The sequence below is a fragment of the Lysobacter capsici genome (genome assembly GCF_018732085.1).
Lineage (GTDB): Bacteria > Pseudomonadota > Gammaproteobacteria > Xanthomonadales > Xanthomonadaceae > Lysobacter > Lysobacter capsici_A.
Genome location: NZ_CP076103.1, coordinates 5,687,388 through 5,704,439, shown reverse-complemented (window position 1 = coordinate 5,704,439; position 17,052 = coordinate 5,687,388). Strand labels below are relative to the sequence as shown.

General features: G+C 65.6%; 1 protein-coding gene. It reads left to right on the top strand.

What is annotated here, in order from left to right:
* Positions 1-324 precede the first annotated feature (324 nt).
* Entirely contained in the window at positions 325-17,046 is a 16,722-nt protein-coding gene (locus KME82_RS23700; RefSeq protein WP_215496205.1) for a DUF7507 domain-containing protein, read from the top strand.
* The last annotated feature ends 6 nt before the right edge of the window (positions 17,047-17,052 follow it).

The following is a 17,052-nucleotide window of genomic DNA, read 5'->3' as shown; positions in this document are numbered from 1 at the left end:
ATTTGTCTGAATTTCCGGGGACGATCTGGGCCGTGCAGGCCCGAAATCTCGCTTTCGTCTCCATTTTCACGACATTTATTGTCAATAAATGACGTTATGCGTCATTTATATCGGGCCGTCGCGACTTTTTCGTCCGGAAAGAGACCGGCCTCCTTTTCTCGAAATTGGCACGAGATTTGCGCGAATGTCCTGTGCGGGGATAATTCTCCGATCAGGAGTATTGTGAGCAATGGCGACGCAAACGCGTCTGCCGCGGCTGCGCACTAGTCGATTTCAGTTTTAGGGGGCGTTGTGACCGCTGATTCCAAACGAGCCGTTCGGGCATTGCTGTGCCGTGTCAGCCAGTCGCTGTTGCTGGTGATGGCGACGGCCTTCGCATTGCCGGCGCTGTCACAGAACGCGGTCAACCGAGCCTCCGTCGCCCCGCCGACCGGGGTGACCAACACCGGAACGAGCTGCAACAACCCCGGCCAGATCTTCAGCGGTGGGGTATGCACCGCGGTGGACAGCGATCCGATCCAGCCCCGCCTGACCCTGATCAAGACCGTCACCAACGACAATGGCGGCACCGCGGCAGCCACGGCGTGGACGCTGGCGGCGGCAGGTCCGAGCAACATCAGCGGCGTCACGGGGACGCCGGCAGTGACCGCGGCGTCGGTCAACGTCGGCACCTACACCTTGTCCGAATCCGGCGGCCCGACCGGTTACACGGCCGGCACCTATAGCTGCGTCCTCAACGGTGGCTCGGCGGTCGTTGCCAATTCGATCACCCTCGCGGCAGGCGACAACGCGACCTGCACGATCAACAACAACGACCAGGCGGCGACGCTGACCTTGGTCAAGACGGTGACCAACGACAACGGCGGCACCGCGGTGGCTGCCGCGTGGACGCTGGAAGCCGCAGGTCCGACGAATATCACCGGCGCTACGGGTTCGGCCGCGGTGACCAATGCCTCGGTCAACCCGGGCAGCTACACCCTGTCCGAGACGGGCGGCCCGACCGGTTACACGGCCGGCACCTACAGCTGTGTGATCAACGGTGGCGCAGCGGTCGTCGCCAATTCGATCACTCTTGCGGCAGGCGATAACGCGACCTGCACGATCAACAACAACGACCAGGCGGCGACACTGACCCTGGTCAAGACGGTGACCAACGATAACGGCGGCACCGCGGTGGCGACGGCGTGGACGTTGGGGGCCGCGGGTCCGACCAACATCACGGGCGCCACGGGTTCGGCTGCAGTGACTAATGCCTCGGTCAACCCGGGCAGCTACACCCTGTCCGAGACGGGCGGCCCGACCGGTTACACGGCCGGCACCTACAGCTGCGTGATCAACGGTGGCTCCGCGGTCGTCGCTAATTCGATCACTCTTGCGGCAGGCGATAACGCGACCTGCACGATCAACAACAACGATCAGGCAGCGACGCTGACCCTGGTCAAGACGGTGACCAACGACAACGGCGGCACCGCGGTGGCGACGGCGTGGACGTTGGCGGCCGCGGGCCCGACCAACATCACGGGTGCCACGGGTTCGGCCGCGGTGACCAATGCCTCGGTCAACCCGGGTAGCTACACCTTGTCCGAGACCGGCGGTCCGGCCGGTTACACGGCGAGCACCTATAGCTGCGTCCTCAACGGTGGCTCAGCAGTCGCTGCCAATTCGATCACTCTTGCGGCAGGCGACAACGCAACCTGCACGATCAACAACAACGACCAGGCAGCGACGCTGACCTTGGTCAAGACGGTGACCAACGACAACGGCGGCACTGCGGTGGCGACGGCGTGGACGCTAGAGGCGGCCGGTCCGACCACCATTACGGGCGCCACGGGTTCGGCTGCAGTGACCAATGCATCGGTCAATCCGGGTAGCTACACCTTGTCCGAGACGGGTGGTCCGACCGGTTATACAGCGGGGACTTATAGCTGCGTGATCAACGGCGGCGCAGCTGCGGTGAGCAACACCGTGGTCCTGGTCGCAGGCGACAACGCAACCTGCACGATCAACAACAACGACCAGTCGGCGACGCTGACCCTGGTCAAGACAGTGACCAACGACAACGGCGGCACCGCGGTAGCCACGGCATGGACGCTGGAGGCGGCCGGTCCGACCAACATCGCGGGCGCCACGGGTTCGGCTGCAGTGACCAATGCATCGGTTAATCCGGGCAGCTACACCCTGTCCGAGACCAGCGGTCCGACGGGCTACACGGCGGGCACCTACAGCTGCGCGATCAACGGTGGCTCAGCGGTCGTCGCCAATTCAATCACCCTCGCTGCGGGCGACAACGCCACCTGCACGATCAACAACAACGACCAGTCGGCGACCCTGACCCTGGTCAAGACGGTGACCAACGACAACGGCGGCACCGCGGTAGCCACGGCGTGGACGCTGGAGGCGGCCGGCCCGACGAATATCACGGGCACCACGGGTTCGGCCGCAGTGACTAATGCATCGGTCAACCCGGGCAGCTACACCCTGTCCGAGACGGGTGGGCCGGCCGGTTACACGGCGGGCACTTATAGCTGCGTGATCAACGGTGGCTCAGCCGCGGGGGGCAACACCGTGGCCCTGGTCGCGGGTGATGCGGCGACCTGCACGATCAACAACAACGATCAGGCAGCGACGCTGACTTTGGTCAAGACGGTGACCAACGATAATGGCGGCACTGCGGTGGCGACGGCGTGGACTTTGGAGGCGGCCGGCCCAACCACCATCACAGGCGCCACGGGCGCCGCTGCAGTGACCAATGCATCGGTCAATCCGGGCAGCTACACCTTGTCCGAGACCGGTGGCCCGATCGGTTACACGGCGGGCACTTACAGCTGCGTGATCAACGGCGGCGCAGCTGCGGTGAGCAACATCGTGGCCCTGGTCGCAGGCGATAACGCGACCTGCACGATCAACAACAACGACCAGTCAGCAACGCTGACCCTGGTCAAGACCGTGACCAACGACAACGGCGGCACCGCGGTAGCCACGGCATGGACGCTGGAGGCGGCCGGTCCGACCAACATCGCGGGCGCCACGGGTTCGGCTGCAGTGACCAATGCCGCGGTCAACCCGGGCAGCTACACCTTGTCCGAGACCGGCGGTCCGACGGGATACACGGCGGGCACCTACAGCTGCGTCCTCAACGGTGGCTCCGCGGTCGTCGCCAATTCAATCACCCTCGCTGCGGGCGACAACGCGACCTGCACGATCAACAACAACGACCAGGCGGCGACGCTGACCTTGGTCAAGACCGTGACCAACGACAACGGTGGCACCGCAATGGCCACGGCGTGGACGCTGGAAGCGGCCGGCCCGACCAACATCACGGGCGCTACGGGTTCGGCTGCAGTGACCAATGCCTCGGTCAATCCGGGTAGCTACACCTTGTCCGAGGCGGGTGGTCCGACCGGTTATACAGCGGGGACTTATAGCTGCGTGATCAACGGCGGCGCAGCTGCGGTGAGCAACACCGTGGTGCTGGTCGCAGGCGACAACGCAACCTGCACGATCAACAACAACGACCAGTCGGCGACGTTGACCTTGGTCAAGACGGTGACCAACGACAACGGCGGCACCGCGGTGGCGACGGCGTGGACGCTGGAGGCGGCCGGTCCGACCAACATCGCGGGCGCCACGGGTTCGGCTGCAGTGACCAATGCATCGGTCAACCCTGGCAGCTACACCCTGTCCGAGACCGGCGGTCCGGCGGGTTACACGGCCGGTACTTACAGCTGTGTGATCAACGGCGGCGGAGCCGCGGTAAGCAACACCGTGACATTGGCGGCAGGCGACACCGCGACCTGCACCATCAACAACAACGACCAGGCAGCGATGCTGACTTTGGTCAAGACCGTGACCAACGACAACGGTGGCACGGCAATGGCCACAGCGTGGACGTTGGAGGCGGCCGGTCCGACCAACATCGCGGGCGCCACGGGTTCGGCTGCAGTGACCAATGCATCGGTCAACCCGGGCAGCTACACCTTGTCGGAGACCGGCGGTCCGACGGGCTACACTGCGGGCACCTACAGCTGTGTAATCAATGGCGGCGCAGCTGCGGTGAGCAACACCGTGGCCCTGGCCGCAGGCGACAACGCGACCTGCACGATCAACAACAACGACCAGTCGGCGACGCTGACCTTGGTCAAGACCGTAACCAACGACAACGGCGGCATCGCGGTGGCGGCCGCCTGGACGCTGGAGGCTGCTGGTCCGACGAATATCACCGGCGCCACGGGTTCAGCCGCGGTGACCGACGCATCGGTCAATCCGGGCAGCTACACCTTGTCCGAGACCGGCGGTCCGGTGGGTTACACGGCCGGTACCTACAGCTGCGTCCTCAACGGTGGCGCAGCCGCGGTGAGCAACACCGTGGTTCTGGTCGCAGGCGACAACGCCACCTGCACGATCAACAACAACGACCAGTCGGCGACGCTGACCTTGGTCAAGACGGTGACCAACGACAACGGCGGCATCGCGGTAGCGACGGCGTGGACGCTGGAAGCGGCCGGTCCGACCACCATCACGGGCGCCACGGGTTCGGCCGCAGTGACCAACGCATCGGTCAACCCGGGCAGCTACACCTTGTCCGAGACGGGCGGTCCGGCCGGTTACACGGCCGGCACCTATAGCTGCGTGATCAACGGTGGCTCAGCGGTCGTCGCCAATTCGATCACGCTCGCGGCAGGCGACAACGCGACCTGCACCATCAACAACAACGACCAGGCAGCGACCCTGACCTTGGTCAAGACAGTGACCAACGACAACGGCGGCACCGCGGTGGCCAACGCCTGGACGCTGGAGGCGGCCGGCCCGACAAATATCACGGGCGCCACGGGTTCGGCCGCAGTGACCAATGCATCGGTCAACCCGGGCAGCTACACCTTGTCCGAGACGGGCGGTCCGACCGGTTACACGGCCGGCACCTACAGCTGCGTGATCAACGGTGGCTCAGCGGTCGTCGCCAATTCGATCACCCTCGCGGCAGGCGACAACGCGACCTGCACCATCAACAACAACGACCAGGCAGCGACGCTGACCTTGGTCAAGACAGTGACCAACGACAACGGTGGCACCGCGGTGGCGACGGCGTGGACGCTGGAGGCCGCGGGTCCGACCACCATTACAGGCGCCACGGGTTCGGCTGCAGTGACCAATGCATCGGTCAACCCGGGCAGCTACACCCTGTCCGAGACGGGCGGTCCAGCCGGTTACTCGGCCGGTACTTACAGCTGTGTGATCAACGGCGGCGCAGCCGCGGTGAGCAACACCGTGGCCCTGGTCGCAGGCGACAACGCAACCTGCACCATCCACAACAACGACCAGTCGGCGACCCTGACCCTGGTCAAGACGGTGACCAACGACAACGGCGGCACCGCAGTGGCCACGGCGTGGACGCTGGAGGCGGCCGGCCCAACCAACATCACGGGTGCTACGGGCTCGGCCGCGGTGACCAACGCATCGATCAACCCGGGCAGCTACACCCTGTCCGAGACGGGCGGTCCGGCCGGTTACACGGCCGGCACCTACAGCTGCGTCATCAACGGCGGATCAGCTGCGGTGAGTAACACCGTGGCCCTGGTCGCCGGCGACAACGCGATCTGCACCATCAACAACAACGACCAGGCGGCGACACTGACCCTGGTCAAGACGGTGACCAACGATAACGGCGGTACCGCGGTGGCGACGGCGTGGACGCTGGAGGCCGCGGGTCCGACCACTATTACGGGCGCCACGGGTTCGGCTGCAGTGACCAATGCATCGGTCAACCCGGGCAGCTATACCTTGTCCGAGACCGGCGGTCCGGTGGGTTATACGGCCGGCACTTACAGTTGTGTAATCAACGGCGGCGCAGCTGCGGTGAGTAACACCGTGGCCCTGGTCGCAGGCGACAACGCCACCTGCACCATCAACAACAACGACCAGTCGGCGACGCTGACCTTGGTCAAGACCGTGACCAACGACAACGGTGGCACCGCAGTGGCGACGGCGTGGACGCTGGAGGCCGCCGGTCCGACCAACATCACCGGCGCCACGGGTTCGGCTGCAGTGACCGATGCATCGGTCAATCCGGGCAGCTATACATTGTCCGAGACCGGTGGTCCGGCGGGTTACACGGCCGGCACTTACAGTTGTGTAATCAACGGCAGCGCAGCTGCGGTGAGTAACACCGTAGCCCTGGTCGCAGGCGACAACGCCACCTGCACGATCAACAACAACGACCAGTCGGCGACGTTGACCTTGGTTAAGACGGTGACCAACGACAACGGCGGCACCGCAGTGGCGACGGCGTGGACGCTGGAGGCCGCCGGTCCGACTAACATCACCGGTGCCACGGGTTCGGCTGCAGTGACCAACGCATCGGTCAATCCGGGCAGCTACACCTTGTCCGAGACCGGCGGTCCGACGGGATACACGGCGGGCACCTACAGCTGCGTCCTCAACGGTGGCTCCGCGGTCGTCGCCAATTCAATCACCCTCGCTGCGGGCGACAACGCGACCTGCACGATCAACAACAACGACCAGGCAGCGACGCTGACTTTGGTCAAGACGGTGACCAACGACAACGGCGGCACCGCAGTGGCCACGGCGTGGACGCTACAGGCCGCGGGTCCGACCAACATCACGGGCATCACGGGCTCGGCTGCAGTGACCAATGCATCGGTCAACCCGGGCAGCTACACCTTGTCCGAGACCGGCGGTCCGGCGGGTTACACGGCCGGAACCTACAGCTGTGTGATCAACGGCGGCGCAGCGGTGGTGAGCAACACGATGGCCTTGGCCGCGGGTGATGCAGCAACTTGCACGATCAACAACAACGACCAGGCAGCGACGCTGACCTTGGTCAAAACGGTGACCAACGATAACCGCGGCACAGCAACGACAGCGGATTTCACGCTGACCGCTGCGGGGCCGACGTCGATCAGTGGTACGAGCGGTGCGCCAGCCGTGACCGATGCGCCGGTGAGTTCGGGTACTTACACGCTCACTGAGACCAATCTGGCCGGTTACGCCGCCGGTGCATGGTCGTGTACGGGCGGTACGTTGACTGGAAACAGCTTGGTACTGTCCAACGGTGATGACGCAGAGTGCGGCATTACCAACGATGACATTGCTGGACCTGAGGTAAGCAGCAGCAAATCGTCCGATCCGGCGACCGGCACCACGGTCAATCCGGGCACAACGATCACCTACACCTTGTCGACAACGGTGACTACGGCGGCATTGACGTCGGTCTACACCTTGACCGACACGATCAGCGGTGACCAGACGTTTGGTTCGGTGACCAATGCCGGTGCGTACACCTGTGCGGGCACTGGTCCGCTGGCTTGCACCCTGCCGGCCGGCACGTTGCCGGGCACCTATACGCTGACCTATACGACTACCGTCGACGCCGATGCCGCCGGTACGGTCGGCAACAGCGTGACCGGTACTGGCGGTGGCGATCCGGACCCGGAGTGCACCAACTGCACCACGACCCACACGGTTGCGGCGCCGGTGATCAGCAGCAGCAAATCCTCCGATCCGGCGACCGGTACCACGGTCAATCCGGGCACAACGATCACGTACACCCTGAGTACTACGATCAGCACGGCAGCGCTGACGTCGGTCTACACCCTGACCGACACGATCAGTGGCGATCAGACGTTCGGTTCGGTGACCAATGCGGGCAGCTACACCTGTGCGGGCGCCGGTCCGCTGGCCTGCACCTTGCCGGCTGGCACCTTGCCAGGCACCTACACGTTGACCTACACGACCACCGTCGACGCCGATGCGGCCGGCACGGTCGACAACAGCGTCGTCGGCAATGGCGGCGGCGATCCCAATCCGGAGTGCACGTCCTGCACCACGACCCATACGGTGGCGTTGCCGGTGATCAGCACCAGCAAGTCGTCGGATCCCGCCTCGGGTACGAACGTCAATCCGGGCGCGACGATCACCTATACCGTCACCACGACGGTCGGCACCGCGGCACTGACGTCGGTCTACACCTTGACCGACACCATCAGTGGCGATCAGACCTTCGCTGCAATCACCGCACCGGGCGCCTACACCTGCACGGGTACGGGTCCAGTCGTCTGCACCTTGCCGGCCGGTACCACGCCGGGCACCTACGCGGTCAGCTATACGACCACGATCAATGCCAACGCATCGGGCACGGTCGGCAACAGCGTCGTCGGCAACGGCGGCGGTGATCCCGATCCGGAGTGCACGTCCTGCACCACGACCCACACGGTCGCGTTGCCGGTGATCAGCACCAGTAAGGCGTCGGATCCGGTCTCGGGTACGAACGTCAATCCGGGCGCGACGATCACCTACACCGTCACCACGACGGTCGGCACTGCGGCGCTGACGTCGGTCTACACCCTGACCGATACCATCAGTGGCGACCAGACGTTCGCTGCAATCACCGCACCGGGCGCGTACACCTGTACGGGTACGGGTCCAGTCGTCTGCACCTTGCCGGCCGGTACCACGCCGGGCACCTACGCGGTCAGCTACACGACCACGATCAATGCCAACGCATCGGGCACGGTCGGCAATAGCGTCGTCGGCAATGGCGGCGGCGATCCCGATCCGGAATGCACGTCCTGCACCACGACCCATACGGTGGCGTTGCCGGTGATCAGCACCAGCAAGTCGTCGGATCCGGCATCGGGTACGAACGTCAATCCGGGCGCGACGATCACCTATACCGTCACCACCACGATCGGCACTGCGGCACTGACGTCGGTCTACACCTTGACCGACACGATCAGTGGCGATCAGACCTTCGCTGCAATCACCGCACCAGGCGCCTACACCTGCACCGGTACTGGTCCGGTGGTCTGCACCTTGCCGGCCGGTACCGCGCCAGGCACCTACGCGGTCAGCTACACGACTACGATCAATGCCAACGCATCGGGCGCGGTCGGTAACAGCGTCGTCGGCAATGGCGGCGGCGATCCCGATCCGGAATGCACGTCCTGCACCACGACCCATACGGTGGCGCTGCCGGTGATCAGCACCAGTAAGGCGTCGGATCCGGCCTCGGGCACGAACGTCAATCCGGGCGCGACGATCACCTACACCGTCACCACGATGATCGGCACTGCGGCGCTGACGTCGGTCTACACCCTGACCGATACCATCAGTGGCGACCAGACGTTCGCTGCAATCACCGCACCGGGCGCGTACACCTGTACGGGTACGGGTCCAGTCGTCTGCACCTTGCCGGCCGGTACCGCGCCGGGCACCTACGCGGTCAGCTACACGACCACGATCAATGCCAACGCATCGGGTACGGTCGGCAACAGCGTCGTCGGCAATGGCGGCGGCGATCCCGATCCGGAATGCACGTCCTGCACCACGACCCATGCGGTGGCGTTGCCGGTGATCAGCACCAGCAAGTCGTCGGATCCCGCCTCGGGTACGAACGTCAATCCGGGCGCGACGATCACCTATACCGTCACCACGACGGTCGGCACTGCGGCACTGACGTCGGTCTACACCCTGACCGACACGATCAGTGGCGATCAGACCTTCGCTGCAATCACCGCACCGGGCGCCTACACCTGCACGGGTACGGGTCCAGTCGTCTGCACCTTGCCGGCCGGTACCACGCCGGGCACCTACGCGGTCAGCTACACGACTACGATCAATGCCAACGCATCGGGCGCGGTCGGCAACAGCGTCGTCGGCAATGGCGGCGGCGATCCCGATCCGGAGTGCACGTCTTGCACCACGACCCATACGGTGGCGTTGCCGGTGATCAGCACCAGCAAGTCGTCGGATCCGGCATCGGGTACGAACGTCAATCCGGGCGCGACGATCACCTACACCGTCACCACCACGGTCGGCACCGCGGCGTTGACCTCGACCTACACCCTGACCGACACGATCAGTGGTTCGCAAACGTTCGGTGCGATCACCGCACCAGGCGCGTACACCTGCACGGGTACGGGTCCAGTCGTCTGCACCTTGCCGGCTGGCACCGCGCCAGGCACCTACGCGGTCAGCTACACGACCACCGTCGACGCCGATGCGGCCGGTACGGTCGGTAACAGCGTGACCGGTACTGGCGGTGGGGACCCCGATCCGGAGTGCACCAACTGCACGACGACCCACACGGTCGCGGCCCCGGTGATCAGCAGCACCAAGTCGTCCGATCCAGTGACCGGCACCACGGTCAATCCGGGCGCGACGATCACCTACACCTTGTCGACCACGGTGACGACAGCGGCGTTGACGTCGGTCTACACCCTGACCGACACCATCAGTGGCGATCAGACGTTCGGTGCAATCACCACACCGGGCGCCTACACCTGCACGGGTACCGGCCCGCTGGCCTGCACCTTGCCGGCTGGCACGCTGCCAGGTACCTACACGCTGACCTACACGACTACCATCGACGCCGATGCGGCCGGCACGGTCGGTAACAGCGTCGTCGGCACTGGTGGCGGCGACCCCGATCCGGATTGCACCAACTGCACAACGACCCATACGGTCGCCGCACCGGTGATCAGCACCACTAAGGCGTCCGACCCGGCATCGGGTACGAACGTCAATCCGGGCGCGACGATCACCTACACCATCACCACCACGGTGGGCACCGCGGCACTGACGTCGGTCTACACCTTGACCGACACGATCAGTGGTGCGCAAACGTTCGGTGCGATCACTGCGCCAGGCGCCTACACCTGCACGGGTACGGGTCCAGTTGTCTGCACCTTGCCGGCCGGTACCACGCCGGGCACCTACGCGGTCAGCTACACGACCACGATCAATGCCAACGCATCGGGCACGGTCGGTAACAGCGTCGTCGGCAACGGCGGCGGCGATCCCGATCCGGAATGCACGTCCTGCACCACGACCCATACGGTGGCGTTGCCGGTGATCAGCACCAGCAAGTCGTCGGATCCGGCCTCGGGCACGAACGTCAATCCGGGTGCGACGATTACCTACACCGTCACCACGACAGTGGGCACCGCGGCACTGACGTCGACCTACACCCTGACCGACACGATCAGTGGCGATCAGACGTTCGGTGCGATCACCGCACCAGGCGCGTACACCTGCACGGGTACGGGTCCAGTCGTCTGCACCTTGCCGGCCGGTACCACGCCAGGCACCTACGCGGTCAGCTACACGACCACGGTCAATGCCAATGCATCAGGTACGGTCGGTAACAGCGTGACCGGTACTGGCGGTGGGGACCCCGATCCGGAGTGCACCAACTGCACGACGACCCACACGGTCGCGGCCCCGGTGATCAGCAGCACCAAGTCGTCCGATCCAGTGACCGGCACCACGGTCAATCCGGGCGCAACGATCACGTACACCTTGTCGACTACGGTGACGACGGCGGCATTGACATCGGTCTACACCTTGACCGACACGATCAGCGGTGACCAGACGTTTGGTTCGGTCACCAATGCCGGTTCGTATACCTGCACCGGTACGGGCCCGCTGGCCTGCACACTGCCGGCCGGCACCTTGCCGGGCACCTACACGCTGACCTACACGACCACCGTCGACGCCGAGGCGGCCGGCACGGTCGGCAACAGCGTGGTCGGTAATGGCGGCGGCGATCCGGATCCGGAATGCACCAACTGCACCACGACCCACACCGTGGCGTTGCCGGTGATCAGCACCAGCAAGTCGTCGGATCCGGCCTCGGGCACGAACGTCAATCCGGGCGCGACGATCACCTACACCGTCACCACGACGGTCGGCACTGCGGCACTGACGTCGGTCTACACCTTGACCGACACCATCAGTGGCGATCAGACCTTCGCTGCAATCACCGCACCGGGCGCCTACACCTGTACGGGTACGGGTCCAGTCGTCTGCACCTTGCCGGCCGGTACCACGCCGGGCACCTACGCGGTCAGCTACACGACCACGATCAATGCCAACGCATCGAGCACGGTCGGCAACAGCGTCGTCGGCAACGGCGGCGGTGATCCCGATCCGGAATGCACGTCCTGCGCCACGACCCACACCGTCGCGTTGCCGGTGATCAGCACCAGCAAGTCGTCGGATCCGGCATCGGGCACGAACGTCAATCCGGGTGCGACGATCACCTATACCGTCACCACCACGATCGGCACTGCGGCACTGACGTCGGTCTACACCTTGACCGACACCATCAGTGGCGATCAGACCTTTGGTTCGGTGACCAACGCCGGCAGCTACACCTGCACGGGTACCGGTCCGCTGGCCTGCACCTTGCCGGCTGGCACGCTGCCAGGTACCTACACGCTGACCTACACGACCACCGTCGACGCCGATGCGGCCGGCACGGTCGGTAACAGCGTGACCGGCAGCGGCGGTGGTGATCCGGACCCGGAGTGCACCAACTGCACCACGACCCACACGGTCGCGGCGCCGGTGATCAGCACCACTAAGGCGTCGGATCCGGTCTCGGGTACGAACGTCAATCCGGGAGCGACGATCACCTATACCGTCACCACGACGGTCGACACTGCGGCACTGACGTCGGTCTACACCTTGACCGACACCATCAGTGGCGATCAGACGTTCGCTGCAATCACCGCACCGGGCGCGTACACCTGCACGGGTACTGGTCCGGTGGCCTGCACCTTGCCGGCCGGTACCGCGCCAGGCACCTACGCGGTCAGCTACACGACCACGATCAATGCCAACGCATCGGGCACGGTCGGCAACAGCGTCGTCGGCAACGGCGGCGGCGATCCCGATCCGGAATGCACGTCCTGCGCCACGACCCACACGGTCGCGTTGCCGGTGATCAGCACCAGCAAGTCGTCGGATCCGGCATCGGGCACGAACGTCAATCCGGGTGCGACGATCACCTACACCGTCACCACGACAGTGGGCATCGCGGCACTGACGTCGACCTATACCCTGACCGACACTATTAGTGGCGATCAGACGTTCGCTGCAATCACTGCGCCCGGTGCCTACACCTGCACGGGCACCAGTCCGGTCGTCTGCACCTTGCCGGCCGGTACCACGCCAGGCACCTACGCGGTCAGCTACACGACCACGATCAATGCCAACGCATCGGGTGCGGTCGGCAACAGCGTCGTCGGCAATGGCGGCGGTGATCCCGATCCGGAGTGCACGTCCTGCACCACGACCCACACGGTGGCGTTGCCGGTGATCAGCACCAGTAAGTCGTCGGATCCGGCATCGGGTACGAACGTCAATCCGGGCGCGACGATCACCTATACCGTCACCACGACGGTCGGCACTGCGGCACTGACGTCGGTCTACACCTTGACCGACACCATCAGTGGCGATCAGACCTTCGCTGCAATCACCGCACCGGGCGCCTACACCTGTACGGGTACGGGTCCAGTCGTCTGCACCTTGCCGGCCGGTACCGCGCCAGGCACCTACGCGGTCAGCTACACGACCACGATCAATGCCAATGCATCGGGCACGGTCGGCAACAGCGTCGTCGGCAATGGCGGCGGCGATCCCAATCCGGAGTGCACGTCTTGCACCACGACCCACACGGTCGCGTTGCCGGTGATCAGCACCACCAAATCGTCGGATCCGGCATCGGGTACGAACGTCAATCCGGGCGCGACGATCACCTACACCGTCACCACCACGGTGGGCACTGCGGCGTTGACGTCCGTCTACACCCTGACCGACACGATCAGTGGCGATCAGACGTTCGCTGCAATCACCGCACCGGGCGCGTACATCTGCACGGGCACCGGTCCGGTGGTCTGCACCTTGCCGGCCGGTACCACGCCGGGCACCTACGCGGTCAGCTACACGACCACGATCAATGCCAACGCATCGGGCACGGTCGGTAACAGCGTCGTCGGCAACGGCGGCGGCGATCCCGATCCGGAATGCACGTCCTGCACCACGACCCACACCGTGCTGGTCAACCCCGCGCTGACCCTCACCAAGACCGCCGGCGCGCCGACGACGAACCTGGGCGCCAGCGCGACCGTGACCGATGCGGGCGACACGATCGGCTACACCTTCGTGATCACCAACACCGGCAACGTGAACCTGACCAACGTGGTGGTGAACGACGCCAAGCTGGACGCGCCCGCGGCCTGCAACGCCACCACGCTGGCGCCGAATGCGAGCACCACCTGCACCGGCACCCACACCATCACCCAGCAGGAAGTGAACGCCGGTACGTCGGACAACACCGCGACCGCGACCGGTACGCCGCCCAGCGGCACGCCGGTGACGTCGGCGCCCGCCTCCACCCAGACCCCGCTGCCGCGCAACGGCGAGCTGCGTTCGACCAAGGCGATGACCGCCAATGCCGACGAAGACGGCAGCGGCTCGGTGACGGTGGGCGACACCCTGAGCTACACGATCACCGTGACCAACATCGGCAACGTCGATCTCAGCAACGTGGTGGTGACCGACGACAAGATCACGCCGAACACGACGACCTGCGCGATCGTGGTGCCGGGCGCGACCTGCGTGCTGACCGGCACGTATCGGGTCACGCCGGCCGACGCCAACGCGGGCACGATCCGCAACGCCGCCACGGTGGTCGATACGCCGCCTCCGGGTGGCCAGCCGGTCTGCCCGGTCGGTTCGGCCGATCCGAAATGCAACCCGCGCGTCGATGTGCCGGTGACCCAGATGCCGAATCTGGGCTCGGCCAAGGCCATGACCGGCAACGCCGACGAGGACGGCGACGGACGGGTGAGCGTGGGCGACACGCTGACCTACACCGTCACCGCGACCAACACCGGCAACATCGATCTGACCGACGTGGTCGTCAGCGACGACAAGATCACGCCGAACACGATCACCTGCGCCAGCGTCGCGCCGACCGGCACCTGCGTGCTGACCGGTACCTACAAGGTCGTGCAGGCCGACGCCGACAATGGCTCGGTGGTGAACACCGCGACGGTGGCGACCAGCACGCCGAACGTCTGCCCGGCCGGTTCGACCGAAGCGCGTTGCCATCCCACCGTCACCGTGCCGATCCAGGCGCGTCCGGCCGTGGCCATCGTCAAGGTCGCGACCCTGACCGTGGACGAAGGCAAGAAGGGCGTGGGCAATGTCGGCGACGTGATCACCTATGCGGTGCGCATCAGCAACACCGGCAACGTCACTCTCAACGACATGGCCACCAGCGACGTGCTGGAGAACTATCCGGCCACCACGTTGAGCTGCGGCGCGACCTCGCTGGCGCCGGGCGCGAGCACGGACTGCAACACGTACACACACACCATCACCCGCGAGGAAGCCAACGCCGGCGGCACGCTGGACAACGTGGTCAAGGTGACCGCGCGCTACGGCAACGTCGGTGGCGCCAGCGGCACCGCGAGCGCCGATGCGACCGCGATCGTCCAGGTCGAACCCGAAGCGAGCAGCGATCTGTTCGTGACCAAGCAGGCCAATCCGCGCGACGTGAAGATCGGCGACCTGGTCCGCTACACGCTGACGATCAAGAACGTCGGCCAGGTCGACACGATCGACGCGACCCTGACCGACACGCCGCCGGCCGGCTTCACCCTGGTCGAAGGCAGCCTGCAGGTGGCCGATCGCGACGGTGGCGGCCGCCAGGTCGGCAGCTACCCGATCAAGGTCGACCAGATCGACATCAAGGCCGGCGAAAGCGCGACCGTGATGTATCTGCTGCGGGTCGGCGCGGGCGTGCGTCCCGGTACCCACGTCAACCGCGCCTATGCGCAGGACGGCGACGTGCGGTCGAACGAGGCGACGGCCGAAGTGCAACTGGTCGCCGATCCGCTGCTCGACGAATCGCTGCTGCTCGGTACCGTGTTCGACGACCGTGATAGCGACGGCTGGCAGGACTCGGCCGACCTCAGTGGGGTGCGGGTGCACGGCGGCTTCGCGGCCGACGCCTATGTCGCCCACTCGACCACGGTCGATCGCGGCGACGGCGCCAAGCCCGAGCCCGACGCGAGCTCGCCGATGCTGCACGGCATCGACCTGGGCAAGATCAGTGCGCGCCAGTCCGAGGCCGATCCGGTCGCCGACCATCGCGTGGTGATCAGCCAGACGCTGCGCGAGCCCAAGTTCGACGACGGCTTCGCGCTGACCACGGCGCAGGGCATCACCGTGCGCATGGATGCGGCCGGCAACACCCGCACCGAGCTCAGCGGCGACGCGGCCAAGCACCTCACGGCCGCCGAGCCGAAGGTCGAACGCCAGGTCGCGCAGACCGCCGAGGGCTACCGCGTCGACTACATCGTGAGCAATCACGGCATCGACGAACGCGGCATCCCCGGCGTGCGCATCGCCTCGGTCGAAGGCCTGTTGATCGAAACCGACCAGTTCGGCCGTTACCACCTCGAGGGCGTGGCGGGCGGTCCGTGGGAACGCGGCCGCAACTTCATCCTCAAGGTCGATCCGGCCACCTTGCCGCCGGGCGCGACGTTCACCACCGACAACCCGTTGGTGCGGCGTCTCACGCCGGGCATCCCGGTGCGCTTTGACTTCGGCGTCAAGCTGCCGCCGGGCGAAATCCCCGGCACGCAGGAACAGGTCGAGATGCGGATCGGCGAGGTGATGTTCTCGCCGGGCAGCGCCCAGGTCACGCCGCAGTACCTGCCGGCGATCGAGAACATGGCGTCGAAGATCAGGCAGTACGGCGGCGGCGAGATCGTCATCACTGCCAACGGCGAGAACGAGACGCTGGCGATGGACCGTGCCCTGGCGGTACGCAAGTCGCTGGAGACCCAGGTCGACCCGCAGCTGTTCAAGGCCTTGCAGATCAGTGTCCGCACCGATCCGCAGGACCCGGCCACGATGGTGGTGGGCTTCGCGCAATGGCCGCTGCTGGGCACGGTGCTGTTCGATACCGACAAGGCGACGATCAAGCCCAAGTACCTGCCGGTGATCGCCAAGGTGGCCGCGGCGCTGGAGCAATTGCGCGGGACGCGTGTGGTCATCACCGGCCACACCGACCTGCGTGCTTCGGACGAGTACAACGTCGCGCTCGGCATGCGCCGCACCAAGGCGGTGTTCGAGGCGATCGTCGCCCACGCCAGTCCGGAGCTGCGCCAGCACCTGCGCGTCGATATCAGCAACGACCCGGCAGCCCCTGCCGATAAGCCGGGCAAGTGAAGGGGC